Origin of the sequence: Oscillatoria sp. CS-180 (assembly GCF_028330965.1) — a bacterium.
Taxonomy (GTDB): domain Bacteria; phylum Cyanobacteriota; class Cyanobacteriia; order Phormidesmidales; family Phormidesmidaceae; genus Halomicronema.
Genome location: NZ_JAQMUB010000087.1, coordinates 122,296 through 139,554, shown reverse-complemented (window position 1 = coordinate 139,554; position 17,259 = coordinate 122,296). Strand labels below are relative to the sequence as shown.

The 17,259-nt window shown below is 50.6% G+C and carries 14 protein-coding genes and 1 pseudogene; 10 read left to right on the top strand and 5 right to left on the bottom strand.

Annotated elements, in window-relative coordinates; genetic code table 11:
* Window positions 1–630 precede the first annotated feature (630 nt).
* Window positions 631–1,596, top strand: a complete 966-nt coding sequence (locus PN498_RS22025) for a DUF6208 family protein (protein WP_272065562.1) — start codon at window positions 631–633, stop codon at window positions 1,594–1,596.
* Window positions 1,593–2,174, top strand: coding sequence for a hypothetical protein (locus tag PN498_RS22020; RefSeq protein WP_272065561.1), 582 nt, complete (start codon window positions 1,593–1,595; stop codon window positions 2,172–2,174). The genes PN498_RS22025 and PN498_RS22020 overlap by 4 nt, the downstream gene beginning before the upstream one ends.
* A 16-nt stretch (window positions 2,175–2,190) precedes the next feature.
* Here the strand turns inward: PN498_RS22020 and PN498_RS22015 are convergent, their stop codons facing one another.
* Both PN498_RS22015 and PN498_RS22010 read right to left on the bottom strand, forming a co-directional pair.
* Window positions 2,191–4,746, bottom strand: a complete 2,556-nt coding sequence (locus PN498_RS22015) for a glycosyltransferase family 39 protein (RefSeq protein ID WP_272065560.1) — start codon at window positions 4,744–4,746, stop codon at window positions 2,191–2,193.
* A gap of 89 nt (window positions 4,747–4,835) precedes the next feature.
* A complete protein-coding gene (locus PN498_RS22010; RefSeq protein WP_272065559.1) occupies window positions 4,836–5,192 on the bottom strand; it encodes a DUF6464 family protein in 357 nt (118 codons plus the stop codon).
* A gap of 116 nt (window positions 5,193–5,308) precedes the next feature.
* Between PN498_RS22010 and PN498_RS22005 the strand changes: the two genes are divergently transcribed.
* Together PN498_RS22005 and PN498_RS22000 are read left to right on the top strand one after the other, a co-directional pair.
* On the top strand, window positions 5,309–5,995 hold the full coding sequence (locus PN498_RS22005) for a hypothetical protein (protein WP_272065558.1): 687 nt from the start codon (window positions 5,309–5,311) through the stop codon (window positions 5,993–5,995).
* Between the two features lie 404 nt (window positions 5,996–6,399).
* Entirely contained in the window at window positions 6,400–9,264 is a 2,865-nt protein-coding gene (locus PN498_RS22000) for a hybrid sensor histidine kinase/response regulator (RefSeq protein ID WP_272065557.1), read from the top strand.
* A gap of 96 nt (window positions 9,265–9,360) precedes the next feature.
* Here PN498_RS22000 and PN498_RS21995 read toward each other — a convergent pair whose 3' ends face one another.
* Together PN498_RS21995 and PN498_RS21990 are read right to left on the bottom strand one after the other, a co-directional pair.
* Window positions 9,361–10,356, bottom strand: coding sequence for a homocysteine S-methyltransferase family protein (locus PN498_RS21995; protein ID WP_272065556.1), 996 nt, complete (start codon window positions 10,354–10,356; stop codon window positions 9,361–9,363).
* Between the two features lie 198 nt (window positions 10,357–10,554).
* Window positions 10,555–10,929 (bottom strand): response regulator, encoded by a 375-nt coding sequence (locus PN498_RS21990; protein ID WP_272065555.1) that lies wholly within the window; start codon window positions 10,927–10,929, stop codon window positions 10,555–10,557.
* A 153-nt stretch (window positions 10,930–11,082) separates the two neighbouring features.
* On the opposite strand from PN498_RS21990, the gene PN498_RS21985 reads away from it, so the two are divergent.
* The gene (locus tag PN498_RS21985; RefSeq protein ID WP_272065554.1) at window positions 11,083–11,727 is read left to right on the top strand and encodes a LysE family transporter; all 645 of its coding nucleotides are present in this window, start codon (window positions 11,083–11,085) and stop codon (window positions 11,725–11,727) included.
* A gap of 157 nt (window positions 11,728–11,884) precedes the next feature.
* On the opposite strand, the gene PN498_RS21980 is transcribed toward PN498_RS21985, so the two are convergent.
* A complete protein-coding gene (locus PN498_RS21980) occupies window positions 11,885–12,841 on the bottom strand; it encodes a ribonuclease Z (protein WP_272065553.1) in 957 nt (318 codons plus the stop codon).
* A gap of 212 nt (window positions 12,842–13,053) precedes the next feature.
* On the opposite strand from PN498_RS21980, the gene nuoH reads away from it, so the two are divergent.
* The 5 genes and pseudogenes from nuoH to PN498_RS21955 all read left to right on the top strand — a co-directional run.
* A complete protein-coding gene (gene nuoH, locus PN498_RS21975; protein WP_272065552.1) occupies window positions 13,054–14,172 on the top strand; it encodes an NADH-quinone oxidoreductase subunit NuoH in 1,119 nt (372 codons plus the stop codon).
* A gap of 66 nt (window positions 14,173–14,238) precedes the next feature.
* Complete coding sequence (gene ndhI / locus PN498_RS21970; RefSeq protein WP_272065567.1) at window positions 14,239–14,841, top strand: NAD(P)H-quinone oxidoreductase subunit I; 603 nt, start codon at window positions 14,239–14,241, stop codon at window positions 14,839–14,841.
* 67 nt (window positions 14,842–14,908) lie between these two features.
* Window positions 14,909–15,523: an NADH-quinone oxidoreductase subunit J gene (locus tag PN498_RS21965; protein WP_272065551.1), complete on the top strand. Its 615-nt coding sequence runs from the start codon at window positions 14,909–14,911 to the stop codon at window positions 15,521–15,523.
* 130 nt (window positions 15,524–15,653) lie between these two features.
* Window positions 15,654–15,959, top strand: a complete 306-nt coding sequence (gene nuoK / locus PN498_RS21960) for an NADH-quinone oxidoreductase subunit NuoK (protein WP_272065566.1) — start codon at window positions 15,654–15,656, stop codon at window positions 15,957–15,959.
* 65 nt (window positions 15,960–16,024) lie between these two features.
* Window positions 16,025–16,948: pseudogene (locus PN498_RS21955) on the top strand (NAD(+) kinase); the annotation flags it as partial.
* Between the last annotated feature and the right edge of the window lie 311 nt (window positions 16,949–17,259).

The following is a 17,259-nucleotide window of genomic DNA, read 5'->3' as shown; positions in this document are numbered from 1 at the left end:
GAGGCGATCGCGACGGGTCGGTTGGCGGTACGCGCGGCCAAGAAAACATAGACTTTTGGAAGGAGAGCGGTTGGCTGGATTCTAGCAAACCATTAAGTCTATTCGGTGAACGCAAAAGGCTATGCAGAAAATTGGTCGGATAGGGTTCCGATGGCAGCTGGTAGCGTGATGTTTGTGGAGTCCATTTGAACTTGAGCAAAGCGACTTTGTATTGTGGAGAAAGGCCTCAACCCCGGAGAGCTGAGGCCCCTGGTGCCCTAGAGATGATTGACGTCGTCGCCGGAGTTCGGGCACCAAGCTTGAATAAAGCTCCCTCAACACAAGCATCAAGGGAGCGGGAAGTTGGTGTAACTGGAGTGGACTTGAGTTAGAGAGGAAGAGTTGAACTCCTTTTGATTTGTTGTTTCAATCATCTTGAGTTCTATAGTGCGGTCCTCTGCTGAGCTATTCCTGACTGCAAAATAAATCTGGCTTAATCGCTTCCTGAGAAAGCTGAGCACTGCCACACAATGACCCGAGGAAGCGCAATCTTACACTTTCTATTTCGAGAAGCTTCGCCAATGCGCTTTTGCTAGACACCAAATTTTATTGCGATCGCCTTTCGAGAATTGAGAGACAATAGTGCGGGTTATGAGACGGGGAAAGGGAATGAGCGATCGCACCCGAAAGATTAATTTTGAATTGGACGCGCTTTGGGAGATACCCCTAGGAGTGCTGTCCTTCCTGTTTTCACGGGTGTTGCGAGCGGTGCTGACCAACTTGGGACGCTACTACAATCCCATGAATAAGCAAGAACAACCGGAATGGCAAACTATCTCTGCCGAATTTTTGGCGAAGCCAATTAAACTACTGTGGGCAATGAGTCGTGCTCGTTGGAACCTTCACTCACTCATTGGTTTAGCGGGTCCGTTTAATGTTACGGAGTCGCTGAGCATCAACGTCAGCGAGATCGCTCAGTCCACCCCCACTTGGACTGCTGTGTTCTACACTCTGGGCGATTACACAACCCATGCCAATATCAGCTCCCTCACGATTTCCGGCGAAAACGAGTGGGAAACTGTCAAGCTACCACCAGGTCGTTATCTGGTGGGCCTGCGGCATTACCACTGGTCTGACCCGCTAACGCTGCCGACCATTCGAGCCAATGGTCAGGAGGCTTTAGCGGCCAAGCAACTTGCGGCTCCCCCAGATGCTAACCGTTTCTATCGCGACCTCATTCAGCGTCAGGGCGTGATCCACGCTTGCCTGAATGGCTACGTCTATCCGCTACTGCGGTTTCGGCAATGGCTGCCTGCTAGGTTTGTTCGTGATGTTTTTTTGCCCGTCCCCAATCCCGAAACGCAGTTTCACTACGGCGCATTGAAGACAGGGGAGCGGCTTCAAATTCAGCTAGCTGCCAATTTGTTAGAGACCCACGAAATTTTCTTCAGCCTCTACAATCGGTTTTGTTTTCCGTTAGAGTGGTATCCCGTTACAGAGGAGACACATTTAGCAAAGACGTGCGATCGCAAGGCCGTGTTCATCATTCGCGTACACCCCAAGTCTGCTGATGCTACCTTCCCCACCGAAACGTTGAAATTGACAACCCTGTTATGATTTCCAAGATTTCTTCCAGCCACGTCCTGCGTCAGATCATCACCGCCTCTTTAGGGACAGGCATTGGCTTACTGTTGTTGGACCCTGTTCAAATTGCTCAAGCCCAGTCTCGGCTGTCCGTAGAGGAATGCAACCAGTTTGCCGAGATCATCAACCGCAATGGAGAGGTTTTTGAGGCGTTTGAAGCAGAAATCAACAATTTCTCTCGTGATGCTTCAGCTGCGGAAACTGTGGAGGACATTACCCTAGCCGCATCGCACTATGTGGACGCAGTGGATGAAGTCATGGGCACCTTGAGCAACATGGCGTTTGATCTACAGGCTTTACCCTTTGATGATGCTGAACTGATGACATATCAGCAAGACTATGTCGATGTTCTCTCTGGCCTAAATGAGGCCTTGACCGTGATTAGCGATGCCATGGATGAGGTTGCCAAAGCAGAGTCTGAAGCCGAACTTTCTGAGAAATTAGGCTTGCTGCGAGACGATACTATTGGTGCGTCTGAAAATATTGAAACGCTAGCCAATAATGAATCTGAAATCGTCACGAGTTTCAATGGCTACTGCAGTGCAGGCTGACAGGGCCTTGTGCGATCTACTCAATTAAACGGATCGCAGTTCGACCTTTCTGCCATGCACCCCATAGGTTGCCTCGGAATAAAGATGCGAGAGCGCTCAATCCCTGGATTTCAGGGGAATCTGGAGCCATCTCCAGAGCCGGCTGCAAGGCATTTTGAGCAGCACCAGGTCGAAAAGCATACAGATTGACGAATCCTAGATAGGCATGGGCGTAGGGATTATCAGCATCTTGCTGAACGAGTTGTTGGAGGGAAGCGATCGCCTCATCCACCTTGAGCTGCAACACCTGAGACAACACCAAACCATACCCATAGTTCACCCGCTCTGGATTAGCCTGCCAGCGTAGCTGCAAACTCTGCTCGGCCTGCACCGTGTAGTTTTGAATGGGATCATAGAGATTGATACGTCCGATAGGATCAAACACCTCGTCTAGAAAATCAGGACCTTGAGGCAGCAGACGACTGACTTCGCGGAGTTGCGTCACCCAGTCTAATTCAGGGGCTGGAATTGACGGGGCTTCAGGGTTGAGCGTTACTGAAGTCGTGGGAATGTCAAGCGTCTGAGAGGACTTATCCAGCATATTGACGTACGTTCCCACTAAACGATACTCCCCAGCAACTAGCGTTTCGGGGGGAAACGTTGCCGTTCGCTCTGTCACCTGAAAGCAACCCTCAGGATTAATATCAGCGTCGCTGAGGCTAGTTTGGTTCGGCTGAATGGGATGGGGGCGTAGGGTTCCTAAGCCGATGCCGTGATCGTGAATCCAGGGTCGGGTATCAGCAGGCAGGGTCGCTGTCTCTGGTTCCCAAGTCAGGAGAACAAGACCGTTCCGTAAGGCGTGCCAGCGTCCTGTCCATTCGTAGGTTATCGGCAGGGGTTGACCGGGAGGCCCTTGTTCAGGCATCTCCACGCGGCTTAAACGCGGCGTTTCTGTAGAACAAGCACTCTCAGGTAGAGCCGTCACTGTGACAGGGAATTCCTGACGGCGATAGAGATAGAGCTGCGTATCGTCGGGCAATGGCCAAGTCCGATCCACCGCAAATGCTGGGTTGCTCTCCAGCTTCCGCACGAGCTGAGACTGTTCGTCTTCTCCGGTTGGAGGCCAGGGTTGCGTCGGGTCGCCCTGAGCATAAAACCAAGAGAGCGATCGCATATCCAAGTCATGCTTACTAGGTCGACTGCCCACCTGTCGCCCATACACCTGATAGTCCACCAGCTTGCCGTAATAGCTGATGTTGTGCTGATTCACGGCAACTGTGGACTGTAGACCGCCTGCCGTCGAAAGCTGATAGGGCTGAGCTTGAGCAATGTGCTCTACGATCTCGGCGTGGGGATAGGGTTCACCCAGGTAGGGATAAAATGCCGCATTGGGGGCCAACGTATCGGCTAGCTGTGTCGCTAATGGAAACCCAACGGGAAAAATGGTCAGCAGAGCGACCAGCGCCCCCAGAATGTAGGTGGCATAGGTCACCCAGGGCCACTTACGCCACCAGCAAGCCAGTCCCCAAGCAAACAGAACCGCTAAAGCTGGCAAGAACGGGGCAATGTACCGCAGGTCTTTGTTGACGATCGCTGACCACAGCACATAAGACCCCACAATGTAAGTCAACAGCCAGAAACGACCTGATGGTGTACCATCCAACATCAACGAAGAGCGACGACCCGGCAGTAATCCAAAGGCCCAAAACACCAGCCCCACTAGGGGAACGATCAACAAGACCCAAGACACCGCAGACGGCAAATCTTGCCAATAGTAGGTCCAAGCGGCCAGGGTGTTGAGCATGGGATCCCCTTCCACTTGAGCCGATCGCACGTTCGTATTTTCCAGGATGCTGAACTGGAAAACCCAATTCACCGAAAGCCAGGGAGCCATCACCGCGCAGGTAATCATGCCGCCTACAAAGAGCTGTAGCAGACGCCCCCAACGTCGGTTGAACAGAGAGGTCAGACTGACCCACACGATGGGCACTGCTAGAAACAGCAGCGCCGACTGCTTTGTCATGAGCGCCAAGCCGTAGCTCAGACCAAAGGCAACAATCCACAACCACTGCCGCCAGCCCTGATCAGCGTCGCGCCAAACCGTTAGGCACCAGAAACTCACCGCTACCAGAGCCGTTACTGCAAAATCGAGCTGGAAATCCAGTCCTGTCTGCAATAGACGCGGCATCAACAGCGTCAGTCCAGCCGCTAACAGCCCGATTTGGGGACTGAAAAGATGTCGTCCTAACCCGTAGGTCGCTATCAGCAGCAGCAAGGCAAAGACCGCATTCGACAGCATGGCAATATTGGGTCCTGGCCCCAGCAGCATATGAATACTGGCTGTCACCCAATAAAAAACTGGCGGATACTTGGGCGTTAGGAGCCACATCTGCCTCAAGCCCTCTGCTGAAAGCCAGTTGCTGTGAGTCAGCAGCCACCAGTGATTCATTGAAAGGGATAAATGCTCTGCTTGGTCCCAAGCAGGCGGCTTGCGGTCTAGGATGACCCACACCACTGCGATCGCGATCGCCACCCCCCATAAGGAGACAATACGTCCCAAATCTTGCATCCACGAAGAAGGCCCTTTAGCCATCGCAAATCGCCCGCCTTATCACGATTACTCAGCCCGTATTGTACGGCGAGGGGATCACCTTTCAGCCCAATGCGCGCGTTTCAGTCTGCCTATTCTCTCCGCGCATAGTGATCACAAATGCTGCATGGCCCCTCTGGATTTACGGCACACCGTACTAGCTCAGAGTGAGCATTATAGCGACAGCTCGCATCTCCCAGCACCCAGCGATCGCCCACTTGGCTCTTCTCATTCAACTGGCTGGTCGCTTGCACGTAAAGGTCGATTTTGTGGAGATGATAGCGATTGGCCTGAAATTGGTACCGATGACGTCGCTCCAGCACCGTATAGGCTCGATCACCAAAGACAACCTGAGACCCTGGCTGCGGCATCCCATCCAGATAAAGACGCCCCAGCGATCGTCGAGGATGATTCAAAATGAGCTCTGTCGGAGGCAGGTTCTGCGGCATACCAGAAATCAAAACGAGTTAACAAGCCAAAGATTCCTGACTCTCATCATAAGATCATCCTCTAACCCGTTTACTTCCTCACCCCCACCTCCCCAGAACCGTTCGCTAAAATTGCTATGACGCATCAGTCTACCGGAGGCGTTATGACGATTCAGCAGGTTCAGTACGAGAACCTCCTTACTACCTGTAGCAACTATGTTGGTGCGATCGCCCTTCTAAAGCAGCATCGCCCTTATCTAGAAGCCATACCCAGTATGCGACGCCCTAAAGAAAGCGTTGTCACCATCCCTCTTCCGGTCATTCGAGTCCGCAACCCTATTCAGCCAACAGGTCACGCTGGAATGCAGCTTACTGCAGGCGAGTCCGTCTTGCTCCCCTGCGATGTTGCGCTATTGATGTGTGACCCAGAATGGAAAATCAAAACAGGCATCGAAATCTGCGTATTCATTCATCGACCCAACGAAGATTTCTCTGACCTGCTGATGCGCTGGCGACAAACGCAAATTTTGTTCGATCGCGGCTATGAATGGCTGCTGCCCGCTCGTTACCAATATCTTCTCAGTGAGGGCGCAGATATCGTTCGCCCTCTGTTCGTCGTTTTTCCAGGTAGTCCAGAGCGTATCTCAAAAGGCTTAAAAGGGGCTGGATTACCAGCTATCACCTACTCAGACAATGCCCCGGCAGACCCTACTAGTATGGCAACGTCTGAACTAGCGGAAGGTGAGCTAGACGTGCAGGCAGCCGAAACCTTCGACTTTGCTGACCTGGATGATATTGGTAGCTCGGAGATGACATCGGAGTAGAGAGATGTTCGAATTGAGTCGCTCACTCATTGCAGCAAATTACATGAGTTCTAGTATTGGCGTCCCATAGGATAAGTTCTGAATTCAATTGATTAGGACTTACGCATGGCCCCCTTGCATCCCCCAATTTTGGGGGATGTTGCATCCGGCTTCCCCATATTTGGGGATTAAGGGGCCAAAGCCGGATGCAACTGCGTAAGTCCTGTTGATGTTATTGATTGTTGGTTTCACCTGTTAGACACCTGAAATCTCTCAATCCCCTGAAGTTATTGAGTATCTAAATTTTGAGTCCGCACCATTTTGAACGTACTACACTTTAATTTGATTGCTCTGTGTCAACGGAAGAGAGCCAGCTTCTGACTCGCCGCATATGATGAACCTTCAAGCAGTAGGCTCAAACTGCAATGACACCTCAGAACCTGAAATCAAATTTAAAGCAGCTTTCGGGGCAAATATCTTTGCGCTCGGCGCTGGTCTATCCCTTTGTGTTGCAGATTTTTTTAGCCGTAGGATTGACGGGGTACATTTCCCTGAGGAACGGACAGCGAGCAGTTAACGAAGTTGCCTCCCAGTTGCGACAAGAAATCTCGAATCGCATTCAAGAACGGCTTGCAGAGCACTCCAAGATTCCCCACCTGATTAATCAGGTCAATGCTGATGCGGTGCGTCGGAGCGATTTACAAACTCAAGATGTTGTGAGTGAGCGCTATTTGTGGCGACAAATTCAATACCTAGACGATGTCACATGGCTGTATTTCGGCAGTGCGGTGGACGGTTCCTTTATTGGTGTGACTCAGACCCTGGAAGATGATCTGCAAGTCGTGGTCAACGATAGGTCCACTAACTTTCTCGGCAATTACTTCTCGCTGGACGATCGCGGTAACCGCCAAAACCTCATTCGCGTCAATCCTCAAGTCTATGATGCTCGCGATCGCCCCTTCTTTCAGGCAGCGGTGGAAGCCGAAGGAGCTGTTTGGAGCGATATCTACGGCAGTGTTGGAATTCCTCAACTCATTGTCAGTGCCGTATTGCCCGTTTATGACAACGCCGGGGACCTTATGGGAGTCACAGGCGTTGATTTTTCTTTAGACGATATTGGTCAGTTCTTGCAAAGTCTGCATATTGGTGAAACGGGACAGGCTTTTGTGATGGACAGTGAAGGCATCTTGATTGCCACGTCTACGCAGGAGAAGCCATACAAAATCAAGTTCAGCAACATTCTTGAACGAACGCCAGCAATTAACAGTGATCATCCGTTGACTAGACAGACGGCTCGGTTTTTGGCGGATACGGTTGAGATCAATGCTTTACAGGACCACACTCAACTCAATTTTGTGACTCAGCGGCAGAAGCAATTTGTTCAGGTATCTAGGTTTGCCGACCAGCGGGGAATTGACTGGTTCATTGTGGTGGTCGTGCCCGAAGCGGACTTTATGGAGCAGATCGAAGCTAATACCCGTACCACTATCTTGCTGTGTTTGGGGGCTTTGGCGATCGCCACTGCGATCGGCGTGTTGACCGCTCGATACATCACCCGCCCCATCCTACAACTCAGTCACATGAGTCAGGTTTTGGCCCGCAGCACTCAGGAAAAGCCAATTGATGATGTGGAAACCCTGCACGTTGAAACCCAAGGCATCCGCGAACTAGAAACCTTGACTGACTCATTTAACAACATGGGAGAGCAGCTGCAAAATTCCTTCCAGGCACTCGCTCGCAACAATGAAGAATTGGAACAGCGTGTGCAGCAAAGGACCGCAGACCTGCAAGCCGCAAAAGAAACAGCCGATGCGGCCAACCGTGCTAAGAGTGAATTTTTAGCCAATATGAGTCACGAGCTACGTACCCCCCTCAATGCCATCATTGGTTTCGCCCAGGTCTTGTTACGTGACGATCGCCTGACCAGCGATCAGCAGAGACACTTAAAAATTCTCAATCGTAGCGGCGAACATCTGTTGGCCTTAATCAACGATGTCCTCGAAATGTCGAGGATTGAGGCGGGACGGCTCACGCTAAACGCCCAGCCAGTTGACCTCTATCAGTTCTTGGATACTTTAGAAGAGATGATGCGGTTACGCTCTCAGGCCAAAGGAGTACAGCTTGTTTTTGAGCGCGGACCTAAAGTTCCGCAATTTATCTGCACCGACGAGGGTAAGCTACGTCAAATTCTGATCAATCTTTTGGGAAACGGCATCAAGTTCACTCAGGCTGGACATGTGGCCTTGCGCGTCAGGATGGTAGAACTCCTGCACACCTCAAATTCCCAGCCGGAATGCTTCACGTTGGAATTTGAAGTGGAAGATACGGGACAAGGTATTCCAGCCAGTGAATTAGACACCGTTTTCGACGCTTTCATCCAATCCCGTTCTATTGATTACAGTAAGGGCGGAACGGGCCTAGGACTAGCAATCAGCCGTCAGTTCATTCAATTTTTGGGAGGAGACATTCAGGTCGAGAGCATCGTACATCAGGGCACCCGGTTTACATTTCAGATTCAAGCCTCATTCTCACAGCAAGCTGATGTCATTGACGCCAGCCCCTATCGAAAAGTGATTCGTCTGGCTCCTGGGCAGCAAGACTACCGAATTCTCGTCGTTGATGATCATCCTGATAACCGCCTAGTCATTCGGACGCTGCTAGAGCAAGTCGGTTTTCGAATCGAAGAAGCCATCAATGGCAAAGACGCGATCGCCTGCTATCAAACCTGGCAGCCCCACCTCATCTGGATGGACATGCGAATGCCCGTCATGGACGGTTACGAAGCAACCCGCCAAATTCGCGCTCTAGAAACCAACCAAAATCAGACATCAGAAGTCCAGAGTCAGGAGCCAGAGGCCAAAACTCCACTTCCCCGCTCCCCCACTAAAATCATTGCCCTCACCGCCAGCGTCTTCGAAGAAAAACGAGAGGCTGTCCTAGCGGCAGGATGTGACGACTTTGTGCGGAAACCGTTTCAAGAACGAGTCATTTTTGAGAAGCTAGCGACTTATTTAGGGGTTCAATACGTGTATCAAGCAGCAACTGATGAACTGACTGACTTGTCCACTGAAGCAGTGCTTGCCCCAATATCCATAGGCGTGATGCCACTAGAGTGGATTCAGAAGCTTCATGAAGCAGCCGTACAAGCAGATGCAACGCTGCTGTGGCAATACATTCAAGCCATTCCTGAGCCCCATTCAACCTTATCTGAACACCTAGCGCAAAAGGTCAAGCAGTATGACTATGACGGCATCATCGAGCTGACGGCACCCTGGTTCGAAGCAGTGTAGGTGTTTCTAGCTCGGATGGAGCACGCAGCATCATTCCGGTTGCAGAAGAGCAAAGGGATGCAACCCGACACATAATCCCCCAAAGCTTGAGAATACTCAACCAAACACCTTTTCTGCGAGGTCCAGGACGTTTGATGCCTTTTGAAAAGCCTCAAAGATTTCGGCAACGTGGCGATGGTCGGTACCGCAGCATCCTCCCAAAACCCGTAGATTAGGGAGTTTATTTTTCAGGGCTACGCATTGGGCACCCAAAGCTTGGGGGTTCCCTTCGTCCAGTTCTTCCGCCTCATCCAATTCAGCATGACTCTGAATAGAGGCATTGGGGCGAATACCACCAATGCGATTCAGCCAAAGTTCACGGGACAGCAGGACATGGGCAAAGTGGAAGGGATGGGCGCAGTTGATCATGTAGTAGCTGGGGTAATTTTGCGTAGCGGCATCAACTTGAGCGATCGCCTCCTTCAATGACTGTCCCGTGGGCAAACAGCCGTCTGTTTCTACTGTGAACGAAATCACCACAGGCATCTCTTGCAGCTTGGCGGCTCGTGCGATACCAATCGCTTCTTCCACATAATTCATGGTGACAGCCGTAATCAGGTCAGCTCCTGCTTCCTTGAAGATGGCTGACTGAAAGGTGTGGTAGTTTTCGGCTGCGGTTGTATCGAGCCGGATGTCTGGGCTGTAGCCATCCCCTTTGGGACCGATGCAGCCGCTGATGACGACAGGGGTAGACGCCGTTTCATATTCAGCACGAACTTCGTAAAGCAAATCGATCGCCTTGTGATTGAGTTCAGCGATCGCCTGTCGAGAATATCCCAGCTTTTCTCCCCAATCAAGGCTCGCTCGCCAGGTAGCACTTTCCAAAACACAGCCCACTTTATAAGATTGGGCCAACTGAGCGTAGGTCCGAAAATATTTCAGGAGCGCCTGATAGCCGAAGGCATCCTTAAGCAGATCGAAAGCGGCGAACTCTGGCAAGTTCAGTCCTTCGTGGAAAATCAGCGTAGTTTCGAGGCCACCATCCGTCAGAAATAGGTGGTTGGATAGCTGTGGCAGAGCGTTACGGTAGCGTGACATGGAAATGGACCGCATGGAACCTCCTTATAAACAGCCGATCATCAATTCGTTGGAACACTCTGCACGATAAGAACGAATCGAGAAATGGCCGAGAGGAAAAGGAGAAGAAAGCGGTATGACAGAGGGGGAGTGTGGGAGAGGGATCTAGATGTTGGATAAGGGTCGCTTTAAGGAAAAATGGCGATCGCGTCAATAGCCTGTCACTCTTTAACGCTACGTCCAGTTCAAGATTTTGCTAATTTCGGGAGCTAACTTAAGAGGGCGAAAGGGTTTTGCGACGATCGCCGCAACGTCTAAATCCTCAAAATCTTGCAAAGTAGACTGCTGAGCTTTGGCGGTTACTAAAATAACGGGAATAGCTTGAGTGGCACCGTTTGCTTTCAGCTGTTTCAGGGTTGCGCGCCCATCCATGTCAGGCATCATCATATCGAGCAGGATGACATCAGGCTGGTTTTCAACTGCAATGGCAATTGCCTCGGTTCCCGAAGCTGCCGTTAATACTGTCCAATCAGTTCCCATTTCGAGGCCCAGTTTAGTGACCTCCCGCACGTCAGCTTCGTCATCCACAATCAAAATGCATTTAGTCATGGGTTGATGATTTGATGAGAATATAGCTCTAACCCTCTAGGCTAATGCACCCAATAGCATCTTGAAACTTGCGCATCGCCAAACGGCCCACCGCCTTGTTTTCGTCACGGTCCATACCCGTCAATCCTCTGTCAGCACTATCAGGTCAACATAATGCAGTTTTTAGGCGACTGGTTAACGATATTTGTAGCTGGATGTCTCGTTATCATGACGCCGGGTCCCAACTTCTTTCTGACAATCCGTAATAGCGTCACTCGCTCTAGACAGGCTGGAATTTTCACCGCAGCAGGTATCGCGATCGGAGACTGCACTCATATTGGTCTTTGGCTCGTTGGGATTGGCGTTCTGATCTCCAAATCAATTCTGCTGTTCAATGTCATCAAGTGGCTTGGTGCAGCCTATCTCATCGTTATTGGCATCCAATCTCTCAAGGCTGAGAAACGGTCAAACAGTTTAGTGCAGGCACCCCTTTCGCCCCACTTACCGAGTTCACAAGCCGGAACAGCCTTTCGCAGCGGGTTGATAACCTGCCTCTTGAATCCGAAAGTAACACTGTTTTTTCTGGCACTGTTCACTCAAATTATTCGTCCAGGGACACCCTTAATCGTTCAAATCATCTACGGCTGCACGATTGTGGGGATTGAACTGTGCTGGCTCCTATTTGTTGCAACAGTCGTCTCCCAAGGCACGGTGAAGCGAACATTCCTGTCGATATCTCATTGGTTTGAACGAATTATGGGGACCGTACTCATCTTCTTTGGCATTCGTTTGGCGATCGCTCAAGCAACTAACGACTAATACCGCTACGCGGTCTTCAAAATATCCTCTGGGAAGGGCAAAGCCCTACAAAATTCAGAATATTCTGCGAGAAGAGCAAAGCTCTACAAAACTAAGGCAGATAAGCTTTCTCAGTGTTTTGAATGGTGAGCCTATTTCTGCCGTAGTGGACTAGATCTTAAGAAGCCACCAAAGACGCAGGTTCCACACGCTCAACTAGATAGGTGCTGAAGTCCTTCGCCATCGCTGTATTAGGAAAAATGGCTTGAGCCTCAGACAGCAAATCTTCAGGCTGAATGGTATTGCCTGGAGCATAGCGAGGACTGAAATGAGTCATGATCAGCTGCTTCGCCTGGGCGAGTAGAGCCGTTTGCGCCGCCATCGTGGTAGTCGAGTGCAAGCGCTGATAGGCCATTTCAGCATCCTGATGGGCAAACGTCGCCTCGTGAATCAACACATCAACGCCTTGAGCTAGCTCAACAGCCTGCTCACAAAAAACCGTATCCGTGCAATAGGCCATGCTGCGACCTGGGAGAGTTGGTCCACATAAATCCTTGCCGTTAACTCGACGACCGTCTGGCAGCGTCACCACTTCTCCATTCTTGAGCTTGCCGTAGATGGGGCCTGGAGGAATGCCCATAGACTGTGCCCGCTTCACATCAAAACGACCAGGGCGATCCTTTTCATCCACCCGGTAGCCATAAGCAGGCACCCGGTGCTCTAACAAGGTACAGGTGACTCTAAACTCGCCATCCTCATAGACGTCTCCCGGCTTCACGGTATGAACTTTAATCGGGAACGAAAAATGGGTCTGCGAGTAGCGGCGACAAGCCTGCAAATAGTCGTTGAGTTTGGGGGGGCCGTAAATATCGACTTTTTGCTGAGGGTTTCCTGCTAGCCCACAGCTGGCTAACAGTCCCATCAGACCAAAAATGTGATCACCATGCATGTGGGTTACAAAAATGCGGCGAATTTGGCTGGCTTTGAACTCGCTGCGAAGGAACTGATGCTGAGTCCCTTCACCACAATCAAAGAGCCAAATTTCGCTGCGCTGAGGCAGCCGCAACGCCACGCTGGAGACATTGCGCGATCGCGTTGGTACTCCAGAGCTGGTCCCCAAAAAAGTGATCTCCAATCAAGTCCCCCTACTACATTTGGTTGTGCGTCATTTCTATTCTGGCATGGCCTCTCTCGTGGCAACGCTGATCTTTTTTGACTTATTCGTCTGCTCTATATCCATTGACAGATCTTCCTATCAGGAAAGCGTCATGCCTTGGCGTACGGGCGATATACTGATAACCGTAACGCAATGTTTACTTATCGCTGCTGACATATTGAGGCTTTCGCATGGGCCAGGGAATCGATCTTCAGAGAAGTTTTGTTGAGCTGCTGACTCAGTTGGGTCTGCCAAGCGGTGCGGCTAAAGCACTGTGGTTGCCATTGCCAATGGCGCTGATACTAATCGCCGCGACGGTCAGTATTTTTGTGACGGTATGGTTGGAAAGAAAGATTTCGGCGGCGGCTCAACAGCGTATTGGTCCTGAATATGCTGGGCCATTAGGAACGTTGCAAGCGGCAGCAGACGGTATCAAACTCCTGTTCAAAGAAGATATTGTGCCCTCGAAGGCCGACCCAATTCTATTTACTTTGGGACCTGCGCTGGTTGTTATTCCCGTCTTTCTATCCTATTTAATTGTGCCTTTCGGCCAGAACATGGTCATCACCGACATTGGAGTAGGCATTTTCCTATGGATTGCTCTGTCCAGCATTACGCCCGTCGGCTTACTAATGTCTGGATACTCATCTAACAATAAGTACTCTCTGCTTGGCGGTTTGCGGGCAGCGGCTCAATCCATCAGCTATGAGGTGCCTCTAGCCCTGTCGGTGTTAGCGATCGTGATGATGTCCAACAGCCTTAGCACTATTGATATCGTGCAGCAGCAATCGGGCTACGGCATTTTGGGCTGGAATGTTTGGCGACAGCCCGTTGGCTTTCTAATTTTTTGGGTGGCGGCTCTAGCCGAATGTGAGCGTCTGCCTTTCGACTTGCCGGAAGCTGAGGAAGAGCTGGTTGCAGGCTATCAGACTGAATACACGGGCATGAAGTTTGGCCTCTTCTACGTCGGTTCATATGTGAACTTGGTACTGTCAGCGCTGATTTTTTCTGTTCTTTATTTAGGCGGCTGGGAGTTCCCGGTTTCTGTAGAATGGCTTGCCAATCTGTTGGGTGTGAGTGAGACAACTCCTTGGTTGCAAGTCATCACGGCAGCGATCGGCATTATGATGACGGTTGTCAAAGCCTATTTCCTAGTCTTTCTAGCAGTTTTACTGCGCTGGACAGTTCCAAGAGTTCGGATTGACCAGCTTCTAGATTTGGGGTGGAAGTTTTTGTTGCCCGTTTCATTGGTCAACTTGCTGTTAACGGCTGCTTTGAAAATCACCTTCCCTGTAGCCTTTGGGGGATGAACAGGGTTAGCAATTCACGATTCGTTTGTAGTCATCTGTAGTCATTAACGTTAGATAAGATCCATGCTGAACTTTTTAAAGCAGGTTGGCGATTACGCAAAAGAAAGCGTACAAGCTGCCAAGTTTATTGGTCAGGGATTGTCTGTGACTTTCGACCATATGCGGCGGCGACCAGTCACAGTTCAATACCCTTACGAAAAGCTCATCCCCTCTGAGCGGTATCGGGGACGAATTCACTTTGAGTTTGACAAGTGTATCTCCTGCGAGGTTTGTGTGCGGGTGTGCCCTATCAACTTGCCAGTGGTCGATTGGGAATTCGACAAGGCAACGAAGAAGAAAACACTCAATCATTACAGTATTGACTTCGGCGTTTGCATCTTCTGCGGCAACTGCGTGGAATATTGCCCCACGAATTGCCTATCAATGACTGAAGAGTACGAGATGGCATCGTACGATCGCCACGAACTCAACTATGACAACGTAGCGATGGGACGCTTGCCGTACAAGGTAACTCAGGATCCTATGGTTACGCCTTTACGAGAACTGGCTTACCTACCGAAAGGCGTTATGTCTCCTCACGAGTTGCCTGAAGGATCTCGTCGGGCTGGAAAGCTTCCTCAAGAAATCTTGGAAGAAGCTGAGCCAGCCAAAGAAGAATCGGTAAATTAACCGAATTTTGATGAATTAGACATCGTATAGTGATGTCTGAGCCTGCTGTCGATATGGAGTCACCACTGTGACACTTGCTGAAGGAGTTCAACTCGTTTCGTTTGGTCTGTTGGCCGTTTTAGTGATTGGGTCTGCCCTTGGAGTAGTCCTGCTCTCTAATATTGTTTATTCAGCGTTCTTGTTAGGAGGCGTCTTCATCAGCATTTCGGGCCTCTATGTGCTCCTGAATGCTGGATTTGTGGCTGCGGCTCAAATATTAATTTATGTCGGTGCGGTCAACATTCTGATCCTGTTCGGGATCATGCTAGTTAACAAACGAGAAGACTTTGTGCCCGTGCGTCGAGGTTGGATTCGCTTAGCTGCTACGAGTGGAGTCTGTTTTGGACTCTTTGCGCTGCTTTCGACGGTTATTCTGGGAACGCCCTGGCAGTTTTCCACCGATATTCCTATCGGTGACGAAGCAACTATCTTAATTGGCAAGCATTTCTTCTCTGATTTTTTGTTGCCTTTTGAGCTGGCCTCTGTTTTGCTGCTGATGGCATTAGTTGGGGCCATTATTTTGGCTCGCCGAGAATTCATTGCAGACGAGCGCCCAGCAGATTCTGTTTCTGATGCTCTGAAACTCCCTGAACGTCCGCGTGAGCTAGTTCCTGCAGGGCGAGAATCCAGTTCGGAAGAGTGAAAGGGTAACGCTGATTCCGTTAGTTTGAGATAGGCGGAAACTGGTTTGTATAGCTCAGAGCGTAGCTTTGCTTGAGGGACTTTTGACAAGGGTTGATGACGAGATGGGTAGGGGAGTTGTTTAGAGCATGATTCAGCTAGAGTACTTTCTTTTGTTGGCAGCAGCATTGTTTTGCATCGGGATCTATGGCTTGGTGACTAGCCGCAACGTCATCCGAGTACTGATGTCCATCGAGCTGCTTTTGAACGCTGTTTGCCTGAACTTGATGGCCTTCTCAAACTACCTTGATCCGGCCACGGCAACGGGTCAGGTGTTTACAGTGTTTGTCATCGCGATTGCTGCCGCTGAGTCAGCCGTCGGTCTAGCGATCGTGCTGGCTATTTATCGAAACCGCGACACTGTCGATATGGAAGAATTTAACTTGCTGAAATGGTAATCTCTGCGCTTTGATGGTAGTGAACCTTCGTCCTTCAGAGGCATTCATTCCGCAGGAGCGATCGCACGACTGTGCAGCTAAAACAGGTCATCATTACCTACAAAGCCGGAAACCGCTTAAGCAAGACCCGTGCAGAAGCTTGTGCTGAGCAACTGGAAAAGATTGGGTGTCATGCTTTTGTTGGTCCCAGTGGCCCTAAAGACAACCCCTACCCTGTTTTTCTGGAGTCTGCAGAACACAAAATTGATTTGGCTATTGTTCTGGGAGGAGACGGGACTGCACTAGCAGCAGCTCGTAATCTATCCGCCGACCACATTCCAATCCTTGCTATCAACATCGGGGGGCACCTAGGCTTTCTGACCGAGTCGCCTGAAGAAACCGACTTTGAGCACATTTGGGAACGGCTGATGGGCGATCGCTTCGCCGTGCAGCGCCGCATGATGTTACAGGCTCAGATCTTCGAAGGTAGTCGAATTTATTTAGAGCCAGTCACTAATCCCTACTTTGCGCTCAACGAAATGTGCGTGAAGCCTGCCTCACCCGACCGTATGATCACCTCCATCTTAGAAATGGAAATTGATAATGAGGTGGTGGATCAATACCAAGGTGACGGCCTGCTTGTGAGTACGCCGACCGGATCAACAGGATACACCGTGGCAGCAAACGGTCCCATCGTACATCCCGGCATGGACGCGCTGATTGTCACCCCCATCTGCCCCATGAGCCTGTCAAGCCGTCCGCTTGTCCTCCCCCCTGGCTGCGTGGTGAGCGTCTGGCCCTTGGCTGACCCCGACCACGCGACGAAACTGTGGATGGATGGCGTCATGGCAGCGTCCATTTGGCCCGGACAGCGAGTGGATATCAGAGTCGCTCCCTTCTGGGCACAGTTCATCATCCTGTCAGAGGAATATTCTTATTATCGGACCTTACGCAGCAAACTGCTTTGGGCCGGTGCCCGGATTCGCTACGACAACAACCACCGCAATTGATTTGCATTGAGACAATGTCCTGAAAGATAGCTTTAGCCATCTAGTGGACTGTGGCTTGTTCTTCCAGGTTGGGTTAACGTCTAGCAAACCCGACAAAACCGTTGGCAGCGCTAGGTTATTCCTTCGGAAAGGCTCCGCCAACTTTGTTCTGCCTAACCTACATCCACTCCCATTTTTAGCTTTGGCAAAGCACTAGGCTTGTGCACCTAATAGCAACCAAGTACTTAGCCCATAGCTAGATGGCTCACCGTCTTGTCCTCACAGAACTAGCAACGGCTATCCTTTTTTAAGTCATCTAGAGCAGTGTGCAC